The organism is Arthrobacter sp. ov407, from assembly GCF_900102895.1.
Classification (GTDB): domain Bacteria; phylum Actinomycetota; class Actinomycetes; order Actinomycetales; family Micrococcaceae; genus Arthrobacter.
Genome location: NZ_FNGD01000011.1, coordinates 46,272 through 70,558 on the forward strand (window position 1 = coordinate 46,272; position 24,287 = coordinate 70,558).

Genomic DNA, 24,287 nt, shown 5'->3' on the forward strand with positions numbered 1-24,287 from the left:
CCCGACCCGCCACGGGTAGGGCCCAACGCTAACGCCCGGCGCTAACGCCCAACGACACAGACCACCCAGCCCTCAGGCGCGGACTGATTCGAGCTCGTTGCCGATCCGGCGTTCGAGCTCGGCGGCGCCAATCGTTTCGGAGCCGCCATGCGCGCGCAGGAACAGGAGCGCCTCGAGCCGCAGCAGGCGCCAGTCGCGTTCCGCGTCCGGGTTCGCGTTGTCGATCGAGCGGAAGATTTCCTTGTCGTACAGGTTGGGCTCGTTGAGCGAGCGCTGACGCACCTTGGCGTTGATCCTGGCCTTGAACGGGTCCGTTTCCATGGCCTCCGGCGCGCGGAGCATTTTCTCGTAGATCCCGGCGCGCTGGTCCTGCCCCAGCTGGCGGCACATGTAGCTGGAGAGCGCCAGGGATGACTCCACTGAGGCCCAGCGGTCGGGGTTGCCGTCGAACGGCAGGACGTTGAGCAGGTCCGCGACCGCCAGGGCGTTTTCGGCATCCTTGAGGGTGACGAAGAGCTCGTGCGCGAGGTCGCTGAGATCTTTGAGGCAGCTCCCGGACTTGGTGTTGATGCCCTTGGCGAGCCGTTCACTGAGCAGGAGCACTCCGACGGCGCCCGGATGGGCCTCGGCCGCGGCTTCCACCACAGACTCCGGCGTGCCGTCGGGGGCCGGGATGAGCGCCAGGTCCGCTTCGCTGGGTCCGCTCACCGCGGGCGGTGCAACAGGCTGGGGAGGGACGACGACGGCGGCCGTCGTGTTGTCGGACTCAGCTGCGTCGGACACCTCCTCTTCCGGTTCGGGGGACGGGCCGGACGCCGGAAGTTCGGGCGCGCCGGACGCACTGTCGTCGGCGTCGTCGGAACCAGCCGGGGCGCCGGACGCACCGTCGTCGTCGTCGGTGTCGGAAGCAGTTGGGGTGTCGGGCTCGGCGTCGTCGGTGACCCGGACCAGCGACCCCGCCGCGATCCGCAGCACACCGCCGCCGCTGAGGGTCGCCAAGACCATGGCGGGAGTACCAAAATCGTCGGTTTGGACATCCACGCGATGGATCTCGGCGGAGCGGTTTCCGTCGGGCAGGATCAGGTGGTCGCCGGCCCGCAGAGATCCAGCCTGCTGTTCACTGTAGTTCCGGGAGGCTGGGGGGTGGGTCATCGGGAGTCCTTAAAGTTCTCTTGCAGTCCGCCCAACAGTCTACAAAATCCGGTGCGTGAAATCGGGGACGCAGGGACTCCCCGAGCGTCCCCGGACCTCGCCGGACCCAAGGGAGCAAGCTAGTTGCCGACTCCGGCGAAGGCCAGCGCCTGCCGGATCAGGGCCCCCCGGCCGCCGCTGAATTCCAGCTGCACGTCCGAGCTCATGACCTCCTGCGGAGTCATCCAGGTCAGCTCGAGGGCGTCCTGCCGCGGGGAGCATTCGCCGGTGACGGGAATGATGTACGCCAGGGCAACGGCGTGCTGGCGGTCGTCCGTGAAGCCGGTGTGGGACGGGGACGGGAAGTACTCGGCCACCGTGAACGGCACCGGGCTGACCGGCAGCTGCGGGAAGGCAAGCGGGCCCAGGTCCTTCTCCATGTGGCGGAGCAACGCGGCGCGGATGGTCTCGCGGTAGAGAACGCGGCCGGACACCAGGGACCGGACCATGGTGCCGTCCTCGTCGGCCTGCAGCAGGGTGCCGACCTCGTTCACGAACCCGAGCGGGTCCAGCCGGACCGGAACGGCCTCGACATAGACCATCGGCAGCTTGCCCCGCGCTTCGAACAGGTCGTCGTCGGAGAGCCAGCCGGGATTCGGGTCAGGGGTGCGCACATTCATGGTTAAGTTCTACCGCATCCCTGACCCGAGCCCTGCGCCGTCCCTCAGAACGCCAGCACCGATTCCAGCGGCTCGCCGGCTGCGACCCGTGCCAGCAGCGCGGGTTCGGCGGCGTCGGAGGCCAGTGCCTGGCCCAGCACCTCGGCTGCCGCCTCCGGGGACAGGACGATCACGCCGTTGTCGTCTCCGAGCACCCAGTCGCCCGGATTAACCTGGATGCCGCCGCACTGCACCGGGACATTCACGGCGGAGCCGCCGCTCCGGACCCGTTTGGTGGTCAGGCACGAGGTCCCGCGGGCGAAGACCGGCAGACCGGTGGCGCGGAGCTCCAGGATGTCGGTGGCCACGCCGTCGACGACGACGCCGGCGGCGCCTTGCGCGGTGGCCGCTGCCGCGGTGACCGCCCCCACCGGAGCGTGCCGGTGGTCACCGGACATGTCCACCACCAGCACCGCGCCGGGGTAGAGCTCCAGCAGGGCACGGTTCATGGCGTAGGCGTCATTGTCCGCGATGCGCACGGTGACCGCGGGGCCCGCCACCTTGACGCCGTCGAGCAGCGCCCGGATGGCCGGATCCACGAATCCGTCCTCCAGGAAGTGCCCGATCGTGGGGTAGCTGACGGCGGCGAGTCCCTCGCCAAGCCCCGCGCTCACGGCGGTCCCGCCGCTCACTGTGTTCCCGGCGCCGTCGGGCCGGCAACCACGGCCACGCAGTCGATTTCCAGCGCGACGCCCCACAGGCTCACACAGACCGTGGTCCGCGCGGGCCGGGCCGTCCCGAAGAACTCGGAGTAGACCCGGTTGTAGTCTTCGAGCCGGTCGGGATCGGTGAGGTAGGCGTTGACCTTGACCACCTGCTCCAGGCCAGAGCCGGCCGCCTCAAGCACCGACCGGAGGTTGATGATGGTCTGGCGCACCTGGTCCTCGAACGTGTCAGGCTGGTGGTCCAGCCCGCTGATGGCGGGGATCTGGCCGGCGGTGAACACGAACCCGTTGGCGACGACTGCCTGGGAGAAGGGGCCGACGGCGGCCGCACCGCCCGGGATCTGCGCGATCCGGCGGACCGTCCCGTTGACGGGAAGAGCAGAGGGAGGAGCAGTGGGGAGCACGGCCTGCGGAACTGTCATTTGGCAGCCACCACTTCGGCGGACGGGTCGGTGCTTGCGCCGGTAGCCGCGTCAGTGACAGCGTCAGTGGGGGCGGAGTCGACGGCGTCGATGTTGCCGTGCCGGGTTTCGGTCAGGACGAACAAGGCACCGAGCGAGATGAGGGCGGCGGCCATGATGTACCACGCGATGGAGGAACTCTGGTGGGTCATGCCCAGCAGCCACGTGGTGATGAACGGTGTCATGGCGCTGCCGAGGAGCCCGGAGAGCATGTAGGCCACGGACAGTCCCGAGTAGCGGACCTTGGAACCGAAGAGCTCGGCGAGGAACGTGGCGATGGGGCCGTAGTTCGCGGCGAAGGCCGTCATCATGGCCAGGTAGGCAACAAAGAGCAGCGGCACGGACTTGGTGTCCATGAGCCAGAACATCGGGAACGCCAGGGCTGCCTCGGCGGCTACACCCACGTAGATGATCGGCTTGCGGCCGTGCTTGTCAGAGAGCCGGCCGAAGAAGGGGATCAGGACAAAACACAGGGCGCAGGAGGCCAGCACAACCCACAGCATCAGGGTTTCCGAGTGGCCCAGTTCCTTCTTGCCGTACGACACACCGGAGGCGACGAGCAGGGTGAAGGTGCTGCCGGTGGAAAGTGTAGCGACGCCGCCGAGGATGACCTGCTTCCAGTACTTGGCCATGAGGGCCGCGAAGGGCATCTTGGCCTTGGCGCCGGCATCCTTGACTGCCTGGAAGGACGGGGTTTCTTCGATGTGCAGCCGGATGTAGATGCCCACCGCAACGAGTAGCGCGGAAGCCATGAACGGAATGCGCCAGCCCCAGGCGAGGAGGGCTTCGGTGCTGACGCTCGAGGCGACAATGAGGAACGCGACGTTGGCGATCAGGGTTCCGGCGGGCACGCCCACCTGGACCAGCGAGCCGTAGAATCCGCGCTGGGACGCGGGAGCGTGTTCCACCGTCATCAGGACGGCGCCGCCCCATTCGCCGCCCAGGGCCAGGCCCTGGATGACGCGCAGGAAGAGCAGCAGCAGCGGCGCCATGATGCCGATGCTGTTGTAGTCCGGCAGCAGGCCGATGGCGAAGGTGGCGGCGCCCATGGTCAGCAGTGAAATCAGGAGCATGGACTTCCGGCCCATACGGTCCCCGAAGTGGCCGAAGATGATGGCGCCCACCATGCGTGCAATGTAGGCGGAGGCGAAGGTTCCGAAGGCGAGCATGGTGCCCACGACGGGGTCGAAGCTGGGGAAGAAAATCTTGTTGAACACCAGCGCGGACGCTGTGCCGAAGACAAAGAGGTCGTACCACTCGACGGTGGTGCCGATGACGCTGGCGAGGGCGATTTTGCGCATTTTTGCGAGGTCCAGCCGTGCCGAAGCAGCGACGGTGGTGGCATTTACCATATGAGCCATCAGTTCTCCAGATGGGGGTGCGGGGACGATTGTCCAGTGCAGGTGATCACCAACTATCCTGTGTCGGCCATCACAGTTCAATGGCAAAAAATCCACCAAAAATCCACCGAAATTGTGTGTTCACACAACGCTGAGACGCCACTGAGGCGCACTCAGGCCCACGCAACCACCAGCCTGGCCGCTTGGGAGGGCACGGTGAGGTCGATCCCGGTCAGGTCCTGGAAACGGTGAAGGCGGTTGAGGATGGTGTTCCGGTGGCAAAACAGGGCCTGCGCCGTGGTGGTGATATTGCCCGTGGACAGGAAATGGCGCACCGTTTCCTCCAGGCGTTCGCGCTCCCCGCCGCGGCATGGCGAGAGTGCCGAGTCCAGGTCCGCCCACAGATCCAGGCCGGCGTCCTGGAGTTGCTGCTTCGCGAGCCTGGCCCAGGCGCCGGCGGCAGTCAGGGGGCCCTTGTCCGAAGGGTGGAGGAGTAGGGCCAGCCGCTCGGCAGTCCGTGCCGCTGACGGGAGGGCGCGCAGGCCGGCAAAACCTTCCACATAGCCGCAGGGGATCCCGGCGATGCCGGCCGGGAGATAGGCGGATCCCTCCGGTTGCACTCCTCCGGCCCCGGGACGGCCGAGTGCCCAGAAAACATATGCGCTGCCACCAAATTCGTGCACAAAGAGCCGCTGCGAGGACGGCGGCCCCTGAGCCGCGATGGCGCGCAGTTTCGACGCCGCCTCCCCGCTGGCGGCAACGATGGAGAATCGTGCGTCAGGATCCGTAACCAGGGCTGCGGCCGCCTGGCTGATGGTGTCTGCGGAGAGTTCAGACTTGCTGAAAAGCCGGGCGATGAACTCGCGGCGGATATTTGATTCCTCCTGTGCCATGCGCACCCGCTCCGCCGAGTAACTCGAGTGCGTTTGAGTGGCGAATTCATCCACAACCCGCCAGACCCTGTCCACCCTGGAGGTCAAAAGCATGGCGTCTTCGGGATCGGAGATCTGCAGCAGGTCAGCCCAGAGGATGCTGAAATCCAACCGGACGGCCGAAATCAGGGCCTCGGGAGAGATCCCGGCCCTCGCCCTTTTGGCGCCCAGCTCCGAGGAGAACTGCGTCAGTGAATCGCGGTCGCCGTTGCGGCCCGACTGCTGCAACTCCTTGTCCCGCAGCCCGTCCACGAGGCGGCGGAACGTCTCGCGGGCAGTATCCCGGAGTTCCGGGAGGCCAACCCTGTTGCCGGCGTACTCGGGGATCTCCTGAACCCGGGCCATGAAGAGGTCCACGAGTTCGTCGAGCCGCCCGTGCAGCCGCTCCACCAGTTCCCCCCAGCGGGCGGCATTGTCCTGAAAGTTGTGCATTTACACATTCTAGGACCGGAATCCCGTGACGCATTGCTAGTTATTTTGGATGAACCTACTGGAAGAATGGAGTCAGTCCCAAGGGTGAGCCACATCACGGGGCAAGCGGCGAAAACTGCCGCCCGTCCGAGGTACCCGGTCCCTAGCAATTTGGAGTAATTCATGGCAAGCAACGACAGCACGGCGGTCGCGGGGGCGGAGCGCCCGGTCCTACGGATCGTGGATGAGAGTGTCACCCGCAAGGTGGCCCTGGCAGCCCTCGTCGGCACAGCCCTCGAATGGTACGACTTCTTCCTTTTCACCACTGCCGCGGCGCTGGTGTTCAACGCCCAGTACTTCGTGTCCGCGGACCCCTTCGTCTCGGCGATGAGCTCCTTCGCCACCCTGGCTGTCGGCTTCGTGGCCCGCCCGATCGGCGGCTTCATCTTCGGCTCCCTGGGGGACAAGGTGGGCCGGAAGAAGATCCTGATGGTCACCATCGTGGGCATCGGCGTCGTGACCGGACTGATCGGCCTGCTGCCGAACTATATGACGATCGGCATTGCGGCCCCTATTATCCTGGTGGCCCTGCGGATCATCCAGGGACTCGCGGTGGGCGGCGAGTGGAGCGGCGCGGTGATCATCGCCGTCGAAAACGCGCCCGTGGCCAAGCGTGCCCGCTACGCTGCACTGCCCCAGATCGGTTCGCCGATCGGCACCATCCTGTCCTCCGGCGGGTTCTTCGGCATGCTCTACCTCGTGGGCCAGACGAACTTTGACGCTTGGGGCTGGCGGATCCCGTTCATCGCCGCGATCCCGCTGCTGGCCATCTCGATGTGGATCCGCAGCAGGCTCAGTGAATCCCCCGAGTTCGAGGCTCTCATGGAGTCGGGCGAGACCGAGCACGCGCCCATCCGCGGCGTCCTTCGGAACAGCTGGCGCCAGATCCTGGTCGGCATGTGCTCCGCCTTGCTGGGCATCGGCGGTTTCTACCTGATCACCAGCTTTGTGGTGTTCTACGGCACCAAGATCCTCAAGATGCCCTACGAAACCCTGCTCTTGGGCTCCCTCCTCGCGGCAACGCTTGAGATCTTTGTCCTCATCTGGGCCGGCCGAATGGGTGAAAAGTTCGGCGCCAGCCGCGTCATTCTGTGGGGCGGCGTGGTCTCCGCGGTTGTGGCCGTTCCGGTCTTCCTGGCCATCGACACCGCAAACCCGGTGCTGGTCATCGGCGCCATGATCATCGGCGTGGCCACGCTCTCCGTTCCCTACGCTGTCTCCGGCACGGCCCTCACAGCACTGTTCGCCACCCGCGTCCGCTACACCGGCGTAGCCATCACCTCCAACAGCGCCGGCGTTATTTCCGGCTTTATCCCACTTATCGCCACAGCCCTCGTGGCTGCCAGCGGCAATTCATTCTGGCCCGGGGCCATCATCCTGCTGGTCGTGTCGGTCCTGACCGCACTCTCGGGAATTCTCCTGCCGGCCCTCAGCATCGAAGAAAAAGGTATGAAGCATTGAGCACCTCAACCACCGCCGGGCACTTGATTGTTGCCCAGCTCGAACGTGCCGGTATCCAACGCGTCTACGGAGTCCCCGGGGAGAGCTTCCTGGATGTGCTGGACGGCCTGCACGGATCCTCCATTGAAACCGTGGTGACCCGCCACGAAGGCGGCGCCGGGTTCATGGCCCTCGCCGAAGGCCGGCTCACGGAGCTTCCGGGCGTGGCCATGGTGACCCGTGGTCCCGGTGCCGCCAACGCCTTCATCGCCATCCACACCGCGCACCAGGACGCCACCCCGATGATCCTGTTCGTAGGCCTCATCCCGGTCGCGGACCGCGGCCGGGAGTCGTTCCAGGAATTCGACATCAACGCCTGGTTCGGCAGCACCGCCAAGAAAGTCGTGACGCTCGACGACGCCGCCTCCGCCGCCCGCGTGGTGGACGACGCCATCTTCACGGCCCTCAGCGGCCGGCCGGGTCCCGTCGTGATCGGCCTCCCCGAAGACGTGCTGGTCCACGCCATAGAATCCGGCACGGTGGAACCGCGCACCGTCGCCCGGCCCGAACCGTCAGCGGCGGACCTCGCCGGCCTCGAGACGCGGCTGGCCGCAGCCAAGAAGCCCTTGATCGTAGTGGGCGGCGAAGGCTGGGACCAGGAGTCCTCCGACGCGCTGGCCGGCTGGGCCTCCCGCCACGGCATCCCCGTGCTCGCGGACTTCCGCGCCTACGACGCCGTCCCGCACGGCAGCGACTCCTATGCCGGCTACCTCGGCTATGCCCGCAGCGACGCCAACGCCCGCCGCCTCGACGAGGCTGATCTGCTGGTCTTCGTCGGCTGTGTCCGCGCCGACGTGCTTTCCGACGGCTACAAGCGCGGACTCGATGCCGTCACCGTCGTCATCCACCCCGGCGCCGATCTGCTGGGCCACTTCGGCCGGTTGGACCAGCACATTCCCGCCCACGTCGCATCCTTCGCCAATGCACTCGCCGCCACGGAATCCGCCGTGGAACCCACGGCCGGCTGGCTGGCCGGGGCCCGCGCCGACTATGAGAAGTTCTCCACCGCGCAGCCGGACGGCGGCACCGGTGTGGACCTCGCCGTCGTGATGGAAATCCTCAAGCAGGAAATGGACGACGACGCCGTCATCACCTACGGCGCCGGGAACCACTCGCTGTGGCCGGCCCGCTACCTCAAGCACAACACGGCGAACTCGCTCGCCGCGCCCCGCAACGGTGCCATGGGCATGGGCATCCCGGCGGCGGTGGCTGCCTCTCTGGCCTATCCCGGGCGCCAGGTGATCTCCGTGGCCGGCGACGGCTGCTTCATGATGAACGGCCAGGAAATGGCCACGGCCATGGGCCACGGCGGGAAGTTCATCGCCCTGGTGGTGGACAACGGCATCTTCGCCACGATCCGTGAGCACCAGGAAGGCCACTACCCGGGCCGCCCCTCGGGCACCCACATGACCAACCCGGACTTCGCCGCGCTGGCCCGGTCCTACGGCGGCTACGGCGAACGCGTGGAGAAGGCCGAGGACTTCGGCGCCGCCTTCCGCCGCGCCGTCGGATCCGGGCTGCCGGCGGTCCTGCACCTCCCGCAGGACCCCACCACCCGCTCACCCAAAACCGCCAGCAACTGACCGGAGCCTGTCATGATCACCCTGCACAACATCATCAACGGTGAGATCGTCCAAGGCAGCGCCGCAGACGGTTCGGCCGCGGCCACCCTGCCGTTCTTCGACCCCGCCACCGGAGTCCAGCTCGGCACCGCCCCGGACAGCGACGCTGCCACGGTGGACCGCGCGTTCCAGGCCGCCCACACCGCCTTCCAGAGCTACAAGCGGACCACCCCGGCCGAACGCCAGGCCATGATGCTCAAACTCGCCGACCTCATCGAAGCCAACGTCGACAGGCTTCTGGACGCCGAGGTGGCCTGCACCGGCAAGCCGCGCCAGGTCACCCGCGAGATCGAGATCCTCCGCGGCGCCGACCAGCTGCGCTTCTTTGCCGGCGCCTGCCGCGTGGTGTCCGGGACCGCGCAGACCGAATACGTCCGCGGCTTTTCCTCCACCGTCCGGCGCGAACCCCTGGGCGTGGTCGCCCAGATCACCCCCTGGAACTACCCGTTCATGATGGCCATCTGGAAGATCGGACCGGCGCTGGCTGCCGGCAACACGCTCGTCCTGAAACCGGCGGACACCACCCCCTGGTCCACCCTGGTCCTGGGCGAGCTGGCGCAGGAGGCCTACCCGGCCGGCGTCGTGAACGTCATCTGCGGCGGCCGGGGAACCGGCGCCGCCATGGTGGATCACGAGATCCCGGAAATGGTGTCCATCACCGGCTCCACCCGGGCCGGGGCACAAGTGATGTCCGCGGCGTCGAAGACCCTCAAGGACGTCCACTTGGAACTCGGCGGCAAAGCACCCGCGATCGTCTTCGCCGACACCGACATTGACCTGGCCGCCCGGGAGATCGCGCTCGGCGCGTTCTTCAACGCCGGGCAGGACTGCACCGCCGTGACCCGCGTGCTCGTGGAGGAATCCATTCACCAGGAGTTCGGTGCCGCGCTCGCCACGGCTGCCGAGGCTCTGCAGGTCGGCGGCGACGCCGCGGACCTCGGGCCGCTGAACAGCGCCGCGCAGCTGGACCGGGTGGAGGGCTTCATGTCCCGGCTGCCCGCGAACGCCAGGGTCCTGGCCGGCGGCAAGCGGACGGGCGCCGGCTTCCACTTCGAACCGACCGTGATCGATGGGGTGTTCCAGGCCGACGAGGTGGTGTGCGAGGAAATCTTCGGACCCGTCGTCACCGTTCAGCCGTTCGCCACAGAGGAAGAGGCCATCGAGCTCGCCAACGGGACGAAGTACGCGCTGGCCTCCAGCGTCTGGTCCAACAACCACGGCGTGGTCACCCGGGTCTCCAACGAACTGGACTTCGGCGCCGTCTGGATCAACTGCCACCAGGTGATCCCGGCCGAGGCCCCGCACGGCGGTTTCAAGCACTCCGGCACCGGCAAGGACCTCTCCGTCTTTGGCCTGGAGGATTACACCCGCATCAAGTCAGTCACCACCTCCCACCGCTGAGAACCACGCTAGGTAACCCATGAAACTCGATCTGCTGCTGCGCAACGCGGACATCATCACCATGGATGAGCGCCGCCCGCATGCCACCTCGTTGGGGGTCTGGCAGGGCCGGGTTGTGGGCCTCGACGATGACCTGGACGGGCTGGAGGCCGCCGAGGTCCTGGACCTCGGCGGCGCCACCGTGACTCCCGGCTTCATCGACGCCCACTGCCACACCACCTGGTTTGGGCTCGGCCTCGGCGAACTGGACGTCTCCGCCGCGCGCGGACTGAACCAGCTCTACGCCTTGCTGGAGGCCGGCATGGCGGCAGGCAGCGCCGCCGGGCCCGGGACCGGGCCCGCGACCAGCGCGGCGCCGGATTGGCTGCTGGCCACCGGCTTCAGCCAGCAGCAGCACGGTGGCGAGTTCCCGGACATCACCGTCCTGGACCGGATCACGGGAAACCGGCCGCTGTTCATCCGGCACAACTCCGGCCACATGGCCGTGGTCAACACCGCCGCGCTGCGGCTGGCCGGCGCCGAAGCGGCGTCGTTTCCGGACCCCGACGGCGGTGTGATTGTCCGCGACGCCGCCGGCCGGCCCACCGGGCTGGTCCAGGAAACCGCGCAGCAGCTGATCCAGCAGCTGATCCTGCCGTACTCGTCCGAGGCGATCGAAGCCGCGCTGGACCGGGCCACCAGCCACTACGCCGCGGAGGGCATCACGAGCTTCACCGAGGCCGGGATCGGCGGCGGCTGGATCGGCCACAGCCCCGTGGAGCTGGCCGCCTACCAGCGGGCGGCGTCCGCGGGCAGGCTGCACGCGCGGGCGCAGCTGATGCCGGTCCTTGATGTGCTCCACCCGATCGGCGGCCCGAATTCCGGGGACGCGTCACCCGCAGGGCTGGACCTGGGCATCACCAGCGGATTCGGCGGCGACTTCCTGTCCCTGGGCCCGGCGAAGGTGTTCCTGGACGGGTCACTCCTCGGCGAAACGGCCGCGGTCAGCCAGGACTACTGCAGCCACGGAGGGACGGACAACACCGGCAACACCGGCTACTTCCAGGCGGAACCGGAGGCGCTCCGGGCAAAGATCGAGGCCGCCTACGCGGCCGGCTGGTCGATCGCGGCGCACGCGATCGGCGACCGCGCCGTTGACCTCGCGATCGAGATCATCACCGGCTGCGCCGCGAAATACGGCCCCCGGGCCGTGCCCAACAGGATCGAACACGCCTCGATGACGCGGCCGGACCAGCTTCCAGGGCTTGCCGCAGCGAACATCGCCGTCACCCCGCAGGCCAGCTTCTTCTTCGACGGCGGGGACGGCATGACGCTGTCGCTCGGGCCGGAACGGCTCGGCTGGGCCTACCGGGCCGCGTCGTTCCTTGCCGCGGGGGTGACGCTCGCCGGCAGCTCCGACCGCCCCGTGGCGGACGGCAACGTGCTCCGCGGAATGCAGGCCTTCGTGGACCGGAGCACCGCCTCCGGGGCCATTTTCGGGAACCCGGACGAGCGGCTGAGCCCGCTCCAGGCCCTGGCGGCGTACACCACCGGAGCCGCCGCAGCCACCGGCACGTCCGGCATCAAAGGCTCACTGACCACCGGGAAGCTGGCCGACTTCACCGTCCTGTCCGGGTCCCCGCTCACCGCGGGCAGCATCGCCGAACTCCAGGTGCTGGCCACCGCCGTCGGGGGGACCTTTACGTTCCGGACCCCCGGCATCACGTCCCCGGTTGCGGCCGATTCGGCCGCAACCGGTCCATTCTTCCACCCAGCTACCAACCGTTCATAGGGGAACCACCGTGACTACTCAGACCATTTTCAGCACCCGCGACGCCGCGTTCGTGCGGGACTTCCACATCATGAGCGAATTCGGTGCTACCGAGAACGGCGGCGTGGACCGGCAGGCGGCCAGCGTGCCGGACGGCCAGCAGCGGCAGTGGCTCACGGGCCTGCTGGAGGCAAAGGGCTTCACCGTCCGGTTCGACCGGGCCGGCAACCAGTGGGGCCTGTATGAGGCCGTGCCGGGTGCTCCCTTCGTGGTGGTGGGCTCCCACATGGATTCACAGCCGACGGCGGGACGCTACGACGGCGCGTACGGCGTGCTGGCCGCAGCGCACGCGGCGTTCCGGCTCGTGGAGCAGTGGGCCGCGGCCGGAGCCGCCGGGCAGCCCCGGTTCAACATCGCGGTGGTCAACTGGTTCAACGAGGAGGGCTCCCGCTTCAAGCCGTCCATGATGGGCTCCTCCGTCTACACCGGAAAGCTCGAGCTCGAGACCGCGCTGGCCACCACGGACGCGGCCGGTGTCTCGGTCCGCGAGGCCCTGGACGCGATCGGCTGCCGGGGCAGCTACGAGGGCCCGGAAGCCGCCTACTGCGCCGAGATCCACATTGAACAGGGCCGGAGCATGGAGCGCGAAGGCATCACCATCGGCCTGGTGAATTCCAACTGGGCGGCCAACAAATACGAGTTCGTGGTCCATGGCGAGCAGGCCCACACGGGCTCCACCGTGATTGCCGACCGGAAGGACGCGCTGCTGGGTGCCTCCATGATGGTGGTCGCCGCCCGGGAACTCGCCGACACCTTCCCCGGCGTGCTGCACACCTCCGTGGGGCAACTGAATGTCTACCCCAACTCGCCCGTCGTGGTGCCGTCCCGGGTGAGCCTGCTGCTGGACCTGCGCAGCGCCGATGAAGCTGTCCTTGCCGAGGCCGACGCCCTGCTGGACGAGCGGATCGCCGGGATCGAGAGGCTGGCGAACGTCACGGTTGAGCGCAACCACGCCCACACCTGGCCCGTGACCCCCTACCAGCCAGAGGGCGTTGAACTTGCGGCCAAGGTGGCGGCGGACCTGGGCCTGGCGAACAAGCCGGTCATGACCCTGGCCGGGCACGATTCGACCAACATGAAGGACCTGGTCCCGACGGTGATGCTGTTCGTGCCCAGCGTGGACGGGATCTCCCACAACGAGCACGAATACACCACGGACGAGGACATCGTGGCCGGGCTGACGATGCTCACCGAAGTAGTGAACCGGCTCTGCAACGGGGCGCTGGAGGACTGACCGCGGACCCGGCCGTATCTCCGGAGGAACAGCCTCAAGCGCACGGAAAGGACCGGCTCAGGCGCCTTCGCGCTTCTGCGAGATCCAGAGCATCCCGCCGTTGGGGTTGTCCGGCAGATCGGCGGCGTCGGGGTTGGCCACGTGCAGGGTCTGCCCGAAAGCTTCCTCCGTCAGGCTGACCCGGTGCCCCGCGGCCGCCAGGCGGTCGCGCAGGGCGGCGAGGTCGCCGGTGTATTCAAAGCCCAGACCGGAACGGGCGGCGCCGCTGGCCGGACGCACCATCAGCACGCCGCCGTTCTTCGCCGTGAAATCCGCCGTTTCGTCGTCGTCCGGGGTCGGGCGCAGCCGGGCGCCCATGTTCCGCAGGGTTTGCGCAGCGGCAGCAGCTTCCGGCGTGAACCAGACTTCGACGACGGCGAGAGCAGGGTCGGCGTCCGCGCACTGCGCGCCGTGGGCGGCCTTGTCCGCGAAGAAGCCGAACCCGTCCTCGCCCGTGATGCGGCAGGTGTCGCCGTGGCGGGCGCTGACCAGTTCGGCCGGGGTGGTCCCGTCCTCCACACCGGCCAGGTTGGTGCGGCGCGCGAACTCTGCCAGGTCTCCGACCTCGACGCCGAAGTCCGTCCTGCAGTCACCGGCATCCGCCCCAGCGGTGGCACCCGCCGCTACGCGGTGCAGCGCGAGCCGGCCCGAGCCGGCGTCGAACTCCTGCCAGTCGCCGTCGTCGACAGTCCGCACCATACCGAGGGCGGATAGGAGCTGCCCCCACTGGTCCATGCGGGAGGTGTAGTGGATCGGACGGACGCGCAGCATGGGATCTCCTTGCGAGGGACGGGATTGGCTCCACAAAACATGGTGCCACCAAAGTGCCCATCCGGTCAGCCCTGCGGGCACAATGGGCCCATGGCTGCTGAACTTGAGGAATTGCTGGTGAAGGATGCCGCCGAGTGGCGCGCCTGGCTAGAAAGGCACCACGCGCAGAGTCCCGGGGTGTGGCTCGTGCTGCACAAGAAGGGCGGTTCGGTGACCGAGCTGGACTACGAGGCCGCGCTGCAGGAGGCACTTTGCTTCGGCTGGATCGACGGGCAGGGCCGGCGGCGGGACGAGGAGAGCTCGTTCCAGCGGATGACCCGGCGGGGACCCAAGAGCGTGTGGTCTGCGCGGAACGTGGAGCGGATTGAACGCCTGGAATCGGCGGGGCGGATGTCCCCGGCCGGACAGGCCGCCGTCGCGTCCGCCAAAGCGGACGGCCGCTGGGAGGCCGCCTATTCGGGTGCAGCGACGGCGGAAGTCCCGGATGACCTCGCCGCGGCCATCGCGGCGGAGCCCCGGGCGCAGGCGATGTTCGAGGTCCTGACGTCCGTGAACCGATATGCCCTGATCTATCGCACCAACGCGGTCAAGCAGGCCTCCACCCGGGAGAAGAAGATCGCCGGGTTCGTGGAGATGCTCGCCCGCAACGAGACGCCGTACCCGCAGACCAAGCGGCCCGCAAAACCTTAACAGAGGAACACTAGCGGCCGTTCCCGCGGCCGACCGGTACGGATCCCAGCCGCCGCGAGTCCCGGAGACCACACCAGAGAACTCACAGGCTTCGTCCGGGCTGCAGGGAGTTGCCTCTGGCAGAATTGGCCGGATGCTCCTTGCCCAGCGTGCCCCGAGACCCCCTGCCCGCCCGCCGCTGCCGTCCCAACGGCGGCTCTTCTTCGTGGCAGCAGGCCTGTTGATCGCGGGGGAGACGATCTTCTGGACCGTGCTCGCCGCCGTGCAGTCGAACAGCGGCGTGGCCGACCTGGACGCGCCCGTGCACGATGGACTCGTGGCGTCCAGGAACCCGTTGGCCACCGCCATCCTGACGGCAGTGACCACGGTGACGTCGCCGCTGTGGATGACGGTGATCGGCTGCGTGTTGGCCCTGGCCTGGGCGGTCTGGAAACGGGAACTCTGGCGTCCCGCCCTGCTAATCGGCGCCATGGCGGCCACCTTCGCGGTGTCCACGCTGATCAAGCACGACGTCGGCCGGGGCCGGCCCGCCGCCAGCGACTTCCTGCTGGGACCGGACGACGCCCTGTCATTTCCCTCCGGCCACACCTTCGGCGCCGGCGTCTTCCTGTGCGTCCTCAGCTACCTGCTGGTGACGGCCCGCGGGACGCGGACGAGCAAACTGTCGACGTCGGTGCTCGGCTTCGCGGCCGCAGCCATTGGGACGCTGGTGGTCGCCTTCAGCCGCCTGTATCTGGGCTATCACTGGCTGACGGACGTGCTCGCCTCCATGGGCCTGGCGATCGCCGTTACCGGGATCGTCATCCTGGCCGACGGGCTCCGCGCCACCATGGTTCCGCGGAGTGCGCCGCTGACGCCGGCCGGGCTGACACCGCCAGAGCCGGCGGAGGTTAGCCCGGCCGAAGTTAGTCTGGCAGGGCCAGACCCGTCAGAGCCCGACGCCCATCGCCTGGGCGAGCACAACCGCCGAGGCTGAGGACCACGCCTGCGGGTGGCACGACGCCGGATAGGGCACCGCGACGCCCGAGTCCTCGGCCCGCACGCCTGCGAACACCTCCGGCAGCCGGTGCCCGAAGGAGGCTGCCGCCGCGAGCAGTCCGTCGGCGAGGGTCCGGCCCTCCGCGATGAAACCGTCGGCGAGGAGGCCGCGGATCGCGATGGCGGTGTCGTGGCTCCAGACCGAGCCGCAGTGGTAGCTGAAGGGCCAAAACCCTGCGGCCCGCCGCGAAATCGTGTGCACCCCGTAGCCGGAGAACAGCTCGGGGCTCACAAGCCGGTCCGCCACGATCCGGGCTTCGGCCGCGTCCAGGATGCCCGTGCCCAGCAGGTGTCCCATGTTCGAGCCCGGGATGTCCAGGGGAACCCCGTGCCCGTCCAGGGCCATGGCCGGGAACGGCCCGCCGTCGTCCTCAACCCAGAAGCGCTGCCGGAACCGGAGCCGGAGGGCAGCGGCGAAGTCACGCAGCGCCTGCCCGCCGGGTTCGCCGAAGGCGTCGAACAGCTCCGCCGTTTCGATTGCTGCCTGGTAGGCGTAGCCCTGCACCTCGGACAGGGCGATTGGCCCCTCGGCCTGGCGGCCGTCGCGGAACTGCATGGCGTCCCGGGAGTCTTTCCAGCCCTGGTTGCTCAGGCCGTGCCCCGTGGCGTCCCGGTAGCTGAGGAACCCGCCGTTGCCCGCGGCGAGGAGCCACTGCGCGGCGCGTGCCGCGTTCGGCAGCAGCGACCGGACGGCGTCGTCGTCCCGGCCGGCGCGCCAGAGTTCCCCGAGCAGGCACAGCCACAGCGGGGTGGAATCCACGGCCCCGAAGTACACCGGGGGCAGGCGCAGGCCCTGGCTCTCCAGCACGAGTTCCTTGGACCGCAGTTCGTGCAGGATCTTGCCGGGTTCCTCGGCGGCCGCCGCGTCCGTCCGGGTGCCCTGGAAGGCCGCCAGTGCGCGCAGCGTGCCCGCCGCCAGCCCGGTGTCCAGCGGCAGCAGCAGCCGCGCGGCCCACAGCGAATCCCGCCCGAACAGCGTGAAGTACCAGGGCGCCCCGGCGGCGATGAACGGAGCGTCCGGCAGCTGGCGGGTGGCCAGCCGGAGCCCGGCCACTTCATCGAGGGAGTTATCCAGCAGCAGGCCCAGGGCACCGGCCGGGCCGGTCCGCGGCGGCCGGGAGGCCGGCGGGCGGGCCGCCACCACGGCGTCGTCGTCATCGGTGAGGACGGCCTGCCATTCGGCCTCGAACGGCCGGCCCCGGCCCAGGGGCCCGCGCCAGGTGAGGTGGCCGTCCGGGGTGACGGCGCCGGCGGCCGCCACCGCCAGGGTCTTGCCGCCCTCCCTCCAGCGCAGCGCAGACTGGTCGGCAGAGATCGGCCCGGTCGCGTCGCGGAAGCGGCTGAGGCGGATCTGGGCCATGTCGGTGAAGTCGGCGGCGAGTTCAATGTCGATTTCGACGTCGAGGGAATCCAGTGAGGTGCGCAGTTGCAGGGTGTGCCGCACCACGCCCGGCGTCACGGTCCAGGTCTGGAGGAGCTCGACGGCGGGATCTTCCGTGGGTCCCGGAATGCCCCGGACCAGGCCCCGGACGCGCAGGACGCCGCCGGGCTCGGTCTCGACGGCGGCCGGTTCGGGTTCCAGACCGTTGACGCGCACGAGCGCCCGGGACAGCATCCGGGTGTCGCCGTGGAGCAGCCCGGTGAACCCGGCCGGATCAGCGGAGTCACCGGCTCCGGGCGGTTTGACCTCCCCGGCCAGGCGGCCGTCCGGATCGAGCCACAGCTGTGTGGGGGCGGCAACGGAGCAGTGCTGGCGGTGCAGGCCTGGCTGAACAGTCATCCGCCCACCCTATCTGCTTGTTCTTGGCCAGCTAGCCGGGCCGACGCGCGGCCCTTGAACGGGCACATTTCGCGGGTGGAGATCGATGTCGCCACTTGGTGCGAGGGCGCCCGCTCGACGTTGGGAATACAGAAGAGGCGGCGGCCGCCAACGCCAGCACCGCGTTGGCGCTCTCGACATCGGAAGTAAATCCCATGACGTCGTACGGGGACGTCATGGGCTTCTTGCTGATTCTGACCGCAGTCCTGTTCATTGCCGCGCTAGTGAGCATTGCGGGGACTGGGGGATTGAGCCATCGGCGGGCCGCACTGGGCCAGTGAGGCCCGGCCACCCCGTCCTAACGAGCCGCTCAAACCTGCCACAGCCAGCCAGAGGGCCTGGTCTAGTGGCGATGGTGTTGGCGGGTGGTTCCGTGGCCCTTGTCGGGTTGTGGGTACCCGGGGGAGGCGGCATGTCTTTGGTTGCTGTCGCCGGACCATTTATGGCGTGACGGCTTCGAAGGATTGAACACCGAACGCCGAGCATCCCGGTACCTAAGAGCGCGGTCCTCCCGCAACTTCCATGCCTGCCTGCCGGCCCCGCCGGCAGGGTCCGAGCGGTGGCCTCCGGGCCGCAGGTAGGGAGGGGATCCTTTTGGCTCGAGGGCTCGGTGTTTCAGGGGCGGCGGGCATTATTGCGGCGCCAGCGTCATTTACCGGCGGATGCGTTGGGTTTGCGGAAGGTGCCGGCGATGGAGAGTTTGCCCGAGTATTGGATGGGGCCGTAGCGGAGGAGGTGGACGGCGAGTCTGAGGATGAGGAACCCGATGATGAAGAGTTCGGCGATGACGATGGTTGCCTCTCAGGAGGAGAGGTGCCGAAGCCGTTGCGGAGCATCGCTGTCACGGGGCCGAGAGCGGGAAGTCGGTGAAGATCGGTGACTGACGGCGCGTCAGCTGAGCACTAGCCTCCGGCGCGCAGCCCGTGGAGGCGGGGCACGCCGGGGCGAAGGGCTTGCTGCTAGCCGTTGCCGTTGCTCTGGTCGGCGCGGGCCGCGGGGAGGTCGCCGAGCCGGTCCACCTGCTCGGCCAGGGCGTCGATCACGGCGCGCAGCTGGACCTGGGCCACCTTGGTGTAGGTGCGGACATACTCGATCTCCTGAATGGTGTCGGTGTAACCGGCCGCGGTGGCGGCCGGCACCGGAACGGCCTGCCGCGTGGCCACGGAGTCCTCGGCGCGGCGCAGGATCTCGCTGTACTGGGTGCGGGCGCTGGCTACGAGGTCCTTCGAGTACTGCTCGGCCTCGGCGACGAACTTCTCCGCGAGGATCTGCGCCTGCGTGATGACCTTGACCATCTCGTCCTTGGCTGCGGGGCTTGCCGCGCCGGGCTGGTGCTGGTCCGCCTCGAGTTGCTCCGCGACAGTGCGAAGGAACTCGTGGACGGCTTGCTGGTCGTACCCGCGTCCCACCACCTCGAACGAGGCGTTGCGGACGTCGGAAGGGCTGATGCGGCCTTCTGGGCTAGCTGTGCTCATGGAATACCTCTTCCTGGTCTGCGCCGGTGGCCGAGGAGTTGTCCTCGACGCCTGCGTAGTCTTCGTACCGTATGTCGGCGCGCGGCGTGCCCGCCGCGACGAGTTCGCTGATGGTGTGTCCCACCATCGCCGTTGATCCGGCCACGAGGGCCAGGCGGCGGTGTGCCTCGGGGTGTGCAGCGGCCACGGTGCCCACGTAGCCTTGGGCGCCGGGGAAGGTCGCGTCGTCGGAGACGACCGGGTGGTAGCTGAACCACGGCTCTCTCGAGGCGAGCTCCGCGAGCCGCTGCTGGTCGTAGAGGTTCCACGGAACCCGTGCCCCGTGGTAAAGGTCCACTCGCGGCCCGCTGCCGCGCTCGCCCCATTGCTGCCGGACGGCGTCGACGATCGCGGCCATCGGGGCGAGCCCGGTCCCGCCGGCAACCATGAGCAGGTCCCGCGAACTCTCGAGGGCGAGCTGGTCCCCTACAGGGGCGCCGATGCGCACCGTATCGCCCACTTTGGTCCGGCGGACGGCGGCGGTGCTGAAGAGGCCGCCGGGGATCAGCTGGACGTGCAGTTCGATTGTGCCGTCGGCGCGGGGGGCGTTGGCAGGACTCAGGTAGCGCCAGGTCCGGGGGAGTGCGGGAACCTCCACCGAGGCCGACTGGCCGGGCGAGTATGTGAAGCCGTCCGCGACGCGGACTTCCAGGACCGTGACATCCAGGCTGCGGCGCTCGACGGCGGTGACCTCGCCTTCCCACCACGGCGGAGTGGTATCCGAGGCCTCCTCGGCGGCCATGACCATGACCTTGGCGATCAGTCCGTACGCCTCGGCCCACGACTGCGCCACCTCGTCGGTCCATTCCGGACCGAGGTACTTCTGCAGTGTCGCCAGGAAGGAAGCCCCCACCATCGAGTACTGCTCCGGCGTTACGGAGAAGCGGCGGTGGTCGCGGCCGAGTTGGCCGATGAACCCGGCCACCTCGCCAATCTGATCCGCGTGGCTCACAATGTGCCCGAGGGCGGCGAAGAGCTTGTCCCGCTGGCCTGCCATCGAGACCGGGAACATTTCGCGTAGCTCCGGGTGGGACAGGAATAAGTGCGAGTAGAAGTACAGGGGGACTTCGTCCCCGAGCGCGGCCGCCATGGACCAAGTCCTTTTCAGCCCACCGGCATCCATCGAAAGGCCCTTCTGTCGGGGTCGTCCTCCGCCGGTTCCGGCGGAGCGGGCCCCCCAATGCCCCGGCAAACTTACCCCATGGCATATGTACTGGTCCAACCCGCTTCGGCGCTCACGCCGCAGCCTGCCTCGCTGCATCTTGAAAGGGCTGGTCAGGCCCCGCTCCAGGCTCCTGCCGCGGCTTTCGCAACGGATCGGCCTGTCCCGAAAACCCGCATTCAGCCCGGTGACACCCCGCAATTCATGGCATCTGACAGCCTCGGAGCAGGACGCCTGCTTCGAGGCGATCACCGCCGGAGTGTTCTTCCACAGGGCCTCGGGCCAGTCCGACGCACAATCGGCTCCGGCGCTCCTTCGTCGCATTTTTCCTGCGCAGAGGCCTCCGTCGGGCATAGCTCCGCAAGCTTCGCCAGCAGCAAAAAAACAACGGGGGAGAGGGAAAGCTGGCCCGTCACCGACCGCTCCCCGCCCGCCACATCCTCGCAAAAGGACACACAACCATGAACGACTCCGTCAAGTTCACCGCCGCCGACGACATTCTCGCGTTTATCCCACACATGCAGGGAGGGCTGCCGAAGGAAGAAAAAAGAACTTCCGATTGGTGCGTAACCTTTCGGGGGTCCCCAGCGATTACTGCGTTGTAAGCGCCGCGGAGCTTGGACCCCCACCACGAATCCGGCCGGCCTTCCACTGTAAGTGCTGGCCGGCGCCTGCCCCCCCAAGAGGCGCCGGCCAGCCTTCACGCGACCAAAGGATGTTCGCTTCTTGTGAAGAGTGTTAGCAAGACCCTCACGTGCTGACCATGCAGGCAAACCGGCTCGGTGCCACGCTCCGCATAGACGCCCCGTTCGGCACCGACCCGCTGGCCTACGCCCGGACGCCGGTCAGCTACCGGGCCCCCGACGAAGCGGTCACCGGCAGCGCCCTCGTGATCTACACCGACGAAAACAGCTCCGACAACCCGCGCCCCTGCTCCGGGCACGTCGCCGCGCTCCGCAACGAACTGGAGACCGCAGGGATGCCGTTGCGGGACGCGTGGATGGTCACCTCCGACGTCTGGATCAACTACCTCTGCACCAACCCGCTGTGCTGCTCCGAGGGGTTGCTGCACGCGATCACCACCAGCACCGGAAACGCCGCTCTGATCTACGCCGGAAGCAACATCACCGGATTCACCGAACCGGCACCGTTCGCCGGGGACAGCCGAACCCGCGAAAGCATCGCGGCCCTCCGCCCCGATGGATGGCCCGAAGCACTGGAGAGCAGCCGATTCCAGTGGGCACTGGTTCTGGAGAGCCCCGCCACCCTGACCGCCCGGACGGCACAGGAACTGGCCGGAGCATTCCAGCACCCCGCCACCCGGGACTATCTGATGACTGACGTCATCACCAGTGCACCGGATCAATTTACGTCCGTCATGCTCGGAGTGTTCCCCGCCCGCCCCGACTGGGCACGCGTGGACACCGCCCAGGAAGTCGCCTTCGAACTGATGAAGGCAACCCCCGAAGGGCAACGGGCCCCGATGCTGTGCCTGATCGGCTGGCTGGAATGGCTCAAAGGCAAGTCCAGCTTCGCCGCCCGGTACCTCAAGCTGGCACTGGACGACGTCACCGACTACCGCCTCGCCGTGCTGCTGGCCGAACTGGTGAACCGCGGAGTGGTCGCTGACTGCGCCCGGAACCCGGAAAAGTCCTACGCACGCACCAAAAACAGCTAACCGAACAGGCGGAGGCCGGGCCCCACGCGAAGGGTCCGGCCTACCAGTCGGGATTGCGCTCCGGGTGCGCGGCGGCCTCCCCCCGCTGGCGCTCCGCCGGCCAGCGAGAACCGCAGGCACAGCGAACAACCACCCTGATAACTATCGAAACCATGTCCAAAAGCGATTCCCGCATATGAGATCTTTTCTGCAAGCTTCTAACGAGGCTTGCCTAGAGGAACATCTCCGCCGGCCGCCGGTAACGCTCGCGCGGGCCAAGCCCCAACACCGGCGAACGCGCAGGAAGTCCCACTAGGGTGAAAGGACAATGCCGTCCCACACCCCCAGGCAAGGAACCCCAGCTGTGGCCGATGAGATCCGCATAACCGAGGAAGACACCGTCGCCCCGGGCGCCAGCCAGCTCGAAGACGTCCTCGAGCTGAGCCTGCTGACCGCAGGCCGGCACACCGGCTCGGTGGACTATCCCGTGAAAGACCACCGGCTCGACGAGCCGTAACCCCTGCAGCATCAAGGCTGCACCCCAGGTTTCCTTTTCCGAGGGAAACTGAAAGAGCCGGCACATTGTGCCGGCTCTTTCGCCTCAACGCCCCCCGTGACCGCCACAGCCAAAAGACCGCGGCCATCGCCCCGTTCAACCCCGCAATAAACAGATCGCCCGCCGCTGCCCGTCCGATGGCCAGATCAACGCCGACCACGACCAGCGCACCGAAGGCAACGCCGGACGGTGAACACAGCGATTCACCCAGAAGGTTTCGAGACATAGTTACTGGAATCGCCGGCCGCGGCCTTACCCCCACCGTTCCGCGAAAACTAGAGAACTACCGCCGCAGCGGTCGCCGGATCGACGAGACGCCTCGTATCCCTAGGGTTGTGAGACAACGTGGAGTGTAGCGTTTAGGGCACCTTCACCGGGCAGTTTTGCGGGCGGGTCATATGGGAATCAGAGGGCCCCTGCATTACGGCTTCCTCGAAGGAAGTCATGAAAGTGGCGAGCTGGCCGGTGAGGGACCGGCTTGCGGGCGGGGTCTGGAAGCCGGATGAGTACCCGATCGGGTTTTCATCAACGGCTAGTACTCTTACGATCGGAGCGAGTGACCGGAAATGAGAAGGCATCCCGGCGAGGATGTCTTGCCCCCGAATCGGACCGACGGCAGTGCGCGAGCGGCGCATGGGGCATCGAGTCATATATGCGGGTCTACCCTCAGCTTGCGAATCGGCGTTGCTCTTCGAACTGATACTGTCCGACCATGAAATTGCTGCGCGCCCCTCGTGGGTTGGCTAATCCAGTGGTCGGGCTTGTCGTCGTCCACTCGATCGTCTTCGCGGGTGGACTGGCTGCGCTCGTTCTCGGAATACGTTCTCTGGACAGCGCAGGCCTCGCAGTTTTCAGCTTGGTTCTGGGCCTGATCGTCTGCGGCTTGATCGGGAGCGTCGGGGTGCTGGTAGCCCGGCAGAACCAGCGTCGCCGTTACAGCCTGGTAGAGGAACGCAACCCCGGTGCCGCGATCGCCAGGATGATGTGGAACAGCGCCCTGTTGTCCCGGTTCGTGAGTTCGAAGGCCCTGCTGAAAGGCGCTAACCGCCTTGGCTACGGCGTGGACGTCGTAGCCAACGCCGAAGGGCTGAGTTTCTGGCGCGGAGGACGCAAGTTCATCGAGCTCGGAGCGATTCCCTGGTCCAGCCTCCGGTCCGTGGAGCCGTGCCTGGTCCGGGCGTCCGTCGGGTCGCGCCAGGTCGAATCGGTAGTCTTCGAGTTCGATTCCAACCCCACACTCGTATCACCCATCATTCTCTACCCCGGGAGAGGAACGGCTGGGGACGCTATCGACCGACTGATGCACGGACGCCCAGGCGTCAATTCATGGAACGTCCGTTGAAGGATCCGCTTACGGCCGCGCAGCCGTTGCCTGCTGGTTCGACGTATCGTCTCGATACAGTTGCCCCATGTTGAACGCCCCTGTCGAGTCCATGTCCCGGGCCTTGCATGAGTATGGCGAAGGCGAGACTGCCCAGTGGATCCTGACGTGCTCGGACGAAGAACTCGTGCGAGTGTGCTCCGTGGCGGAGTGGTTGCTCTACCACGGTCCAAATCTGCCGTCTGGCGGAAGCATGATGATCGCAAGAGCGTGCGCACTTGCCGCGGTGTACGCGCGCGAGGGAGCACCACGGGACTTGGCTCGCAGTCGCCGTAAACGCATCGCCGACCCGCCGCGGCGCCCATCGGCCGATCGCCGACCGAACAACGCCCTTCAGATACAGCATCCACGAGAGTACGGCGTCGGCGACGACT

The 24,287-nt window shown here is 67.7% G+C and carries 20 protein-coding genes; 10 read left to right on the forward strand and 10 right to left on the reverse strand.

What is annotated here, in order from left to right; genetic code table 11:
* Positions 1 to 72 precede the first annotated feature (72 nt).
* The 6 genes from BLS42_RS14565 to BLS42_RS14590 form a co-directional block, all read right to left on the reverse strand.
* Complete coding sequence (locus tag BLS42_RS14565; RefSeq protein WP_090582372.1) at positions 73 to 1,152, reverse strand: DUF6707 family protein; 1,080 nt, start codon at positions 1,150 to 1,152, stop codon at positions 73 to 75.
* 119 nt (positions 1,153 to 1,271) lie between these two features.
* Positions 1,272 to 1,811 (reverse strand): NUDIX hydrolase family protein, encoded by a 540-nt coding sequence (locus BLS42_RS14570; RefSeq protein ID WP_090582374.1) that lies wholly within the window; start codon positions 1,809 to 1,811, stop codon positions 1,272 to 1,274.
* 44 nt (positions 1,812 to 1,855) lie between these two features.
* Positions 1,856 to 2,464, reverse strand: coding sequence for an RraA family protein (locus tag BLS42_RS14575; RefSeq protein WP_090582567.1), 609 nt, complete (start codon positions 2,462 to 2,464; stop codon positions 1,856 to 1,858).
* Between the two features lie 14 nt (positions 2,465 to 2,478).
* A complete protein-coding gene (locus BLS42_RS14580; protein ID WP_090582376.1) occupies positions 2,479 to 2,937 on the reverse strand; it encodes a RidA family protein in 459 nt (152 codons plus the stop codon).
* A complete protein-coding gene (locus BLS42_RS14585; RefSeq protein ID WP_090582378.1) occupies positions 2,934 to 4,337 on the reverse strand; it encodes an MFS transporter in 1,404 nt (467 codons plus the stop codon). The genes BLS42_RS14580 and BLS42_RS14585 overlap by 4 nt, the downstream gene beginning before the upstream one ends.
* Positions 4,338 to 4,489: 152 nt before the next feature.
* On the reverse strand, positions 4,490 to 5,680 hold the full coding sequence (locus tag BLS42_RS14590; protein WP_090582380.1) for an RsbRD N-terminal domain-containing protein: 1,191 nt from the start codon (positions 5,678 to 5,680) through the stop codon (positions 4,490 to 4,492).
* Between the two features lie 162 nt (positions 5,681 to 5,842).
* On the opposite strand from BLS42_RS14590, the gene BLS42_RS14595 reads away from it, so the two are divergent.
* Genes BLS42_RS14595 through BLS42_RS14615 form a run of 5 tightly spaced genes read left to right on the forward strand, consistent with a single transcriptional unit; the run spans position 5,843 to position 13,286 of the window.
* Positions 5,843 to 7,180, forward strand: a complete 1,338-nt coding sequence (locus BLS42_RS14595) for an MFS transporter (protein WP_090582381.1) — start codon at positions 5,843 to 5,845, stop codon at positions 7,178 to 7,180.
* Positions 7,177 to 8,802, forward strand: coding sequence for a thiamine pyrophosphate-dependent enzyme (locus BLS42_RS14600; RefSeq protein ID WP_090582383.1), 1,626 nt, complete (start codon positions 7,177 to 7,179; stop codon positions 8,800 to 8,802). The genes BLS42_RS14595 and BLS42_RS14600 overlap by 4 nt, the downstream gene beginning before the upstream one ends.
* A gap of 12 nt (positions 8,803 to 8,814) precedes the next feature.
* Positions 8,815 to 10,242, forward strand: coding sequence for a gamma-aminobutyraldehyde dehydrogenase (locus BLS42_RS14605; protein WP_090582385.1), 1,428 nt, complete (start codon positions 8,815 to 8,817; stop codon positions 10,240 to 10,242).
* A 19-nt stretch (positions 10,243 to 10,261) separates the two neighbouring features.
* Complete coding sequence (locus BLS42_RS14610) at positions 10,262 to 12,013, forward strand: amidohydrolase (protein WP_090582386.1); 1,752 nt, start codon at positions 10,262 to 10,264, stop codon at positions 12,011 to 12,013.
* Between the two features lie 10 nt (positions 12,014 to 12,023).
* A complete protein-coding gene (locus BLS42_RS14615; protein ID WP_143019203.1) occupies positions 12,024 to 13,286 on the forward strand; it encodes a M20 family metallo-hydrolase in 1,263 nt (420 codons plus the stop codon).
* 57 nt (positions 13,287 to 13,343) lie between these two features.
* On the opposite strand, the gene BLS42_RS14620 is transcribed toward BLS42_RS14615, so the two are convergent.
* Positions 13,344 to 14,096: a hypothetical protein gene (locus BLS42_RS14620; RefSeq protein ID WP_090582388.1), complete on the reverse strand. Its 753-nt coding sequence runs from the start codon at positions 14,094 to 14,096 to the stop codon at positions 13,344 to 13,346.
* A 90-nt stretch (positions 14,097 to 14,186) separates the two neighbouring features.
* Between BLS42_RS14620 and BLS42_RS14625 the strand changes: the two genes are divergently transcribed.
* Together BLS42_RS14625 and BLS42_RS14630 are read left to right on the forward strand one after the other, a co-directional pair.
* Complete coding sequence (locus BLS42_RS14625) at positions 14,187 to 14,786, forward strand: YdeI/OmpD-associated family protein (protein ID WP_090582389.1); 600 nt, start codon at positions 14,187 to 14,189, stop codon at positions 14,784 to 14,786.
* Between the two features lie 133 nt (positions 14,787 to 14,919).
* Positions 14,920 to 15,762: a phosphatase PAP2 family protein gene (locus tag BLS42_RS14630; protein WP_090582391.1), complete on the forward strand. Its 843-nt coding sequence runs from the start codon at positions 14,920 to 14,922 to the stop codon at positions 15,760 to 15,762.
* Here the strand turns inward: BLS42_RS14630 and BLS42_RS14635 are convergent.
* The 3 genes from BLS42_RS14635 to BLS42_RS14650 form a co-directional block, all read right to left on the reverse strand.
* On the reverse strand, positions 15,715 to 17,604 hold the full coding sequence (locus BLS42_RS14635; protein ID WP_090582394.1) for a glycogen debranching N-terminal domain-containing protein: 1,890 nt from the start codon (positions 17,602 to 17,604) through the stop codon (positions 15,715 to 15,717). The two genes, BLS42_RS14630 and BLS42_RS14635, sit on opposite strands and share 48 nt — an antisense overlap.
* 998 nt (positions 17,605 to 18,602) lie before the next feature.
* On the reverse strand, positions 18,603 to 19,118 hold the full coding sequence (locus BLS42_RS14645; RefSeq protein ID WP_090582396.1) for a DivIVA domain-containing protein: 516 nt from the start codon (positions 19,116 to 19,118) through the stop codon (positions 18,603 to 18,605).
* Positions 19,105 to 20,247 (reverse strand): globin domain-containing protein, encoded by a 1,143-nt coding sequence (locus tag BLS42_RS14650; protein WP_218122117.1) that lies wholly within the window; start codon positions 20,245 to 20,247, stop codon positions 19,105 to 19,107. Before BLS42_RS14650 ends, BLS42_RS14645 begins: the two co-directional genes overlap by 14 nt.
* A gap of 835 nt (positions 20,248 to 21,082) precedes the next feature.
* Here BLS42_RS14650 and BLS42_RS14655 point away from each other — a divergent pair.
* The 3 genes from BLS42_RS14655 to BLS42_RS14660 all read left to right on the forward strand — a co-directional run bounded on the left by BLS42_RS14655 (position 21,083) and on the right by BLS42_RS14660 (position 23,874).
* A complete protein-coding gene (locus BLS42_RS14655) occupies positions 21,083 to 21,997 on the forward strand; it encodes a DUF4192 family protein (RefSeq protein WP_090582571.1) in 915 nt (304 codons plus the stop codon).
* A 343-nt stretch (positions 21,998 to 22,340) separates the two neighbouring features.
* A complete protein-coding gene (locus tag BLS42_RS20290) occupies positions 22,341 to 22,493 on the forward strand; it encodes a hypothetical protein (RefSeq protein WP_176803443.1) in 153 nt (50 codons plus the stop codon).
* 751 nt (positions 22,494 to 23,244) lie between these two features.
* Positions 23,245 to 23,874, forward strand: a complete 630-nt coding sequence (locus BLS42_RS14660; protein ID WP_143019204.1) for a hypothetical protein — start codon at positions 23,245 to 23,247, stop codon at positions 23,872 to 23,874.
* Positions 23,875 to 24,287: the final 413 nt, after the last annotated feature.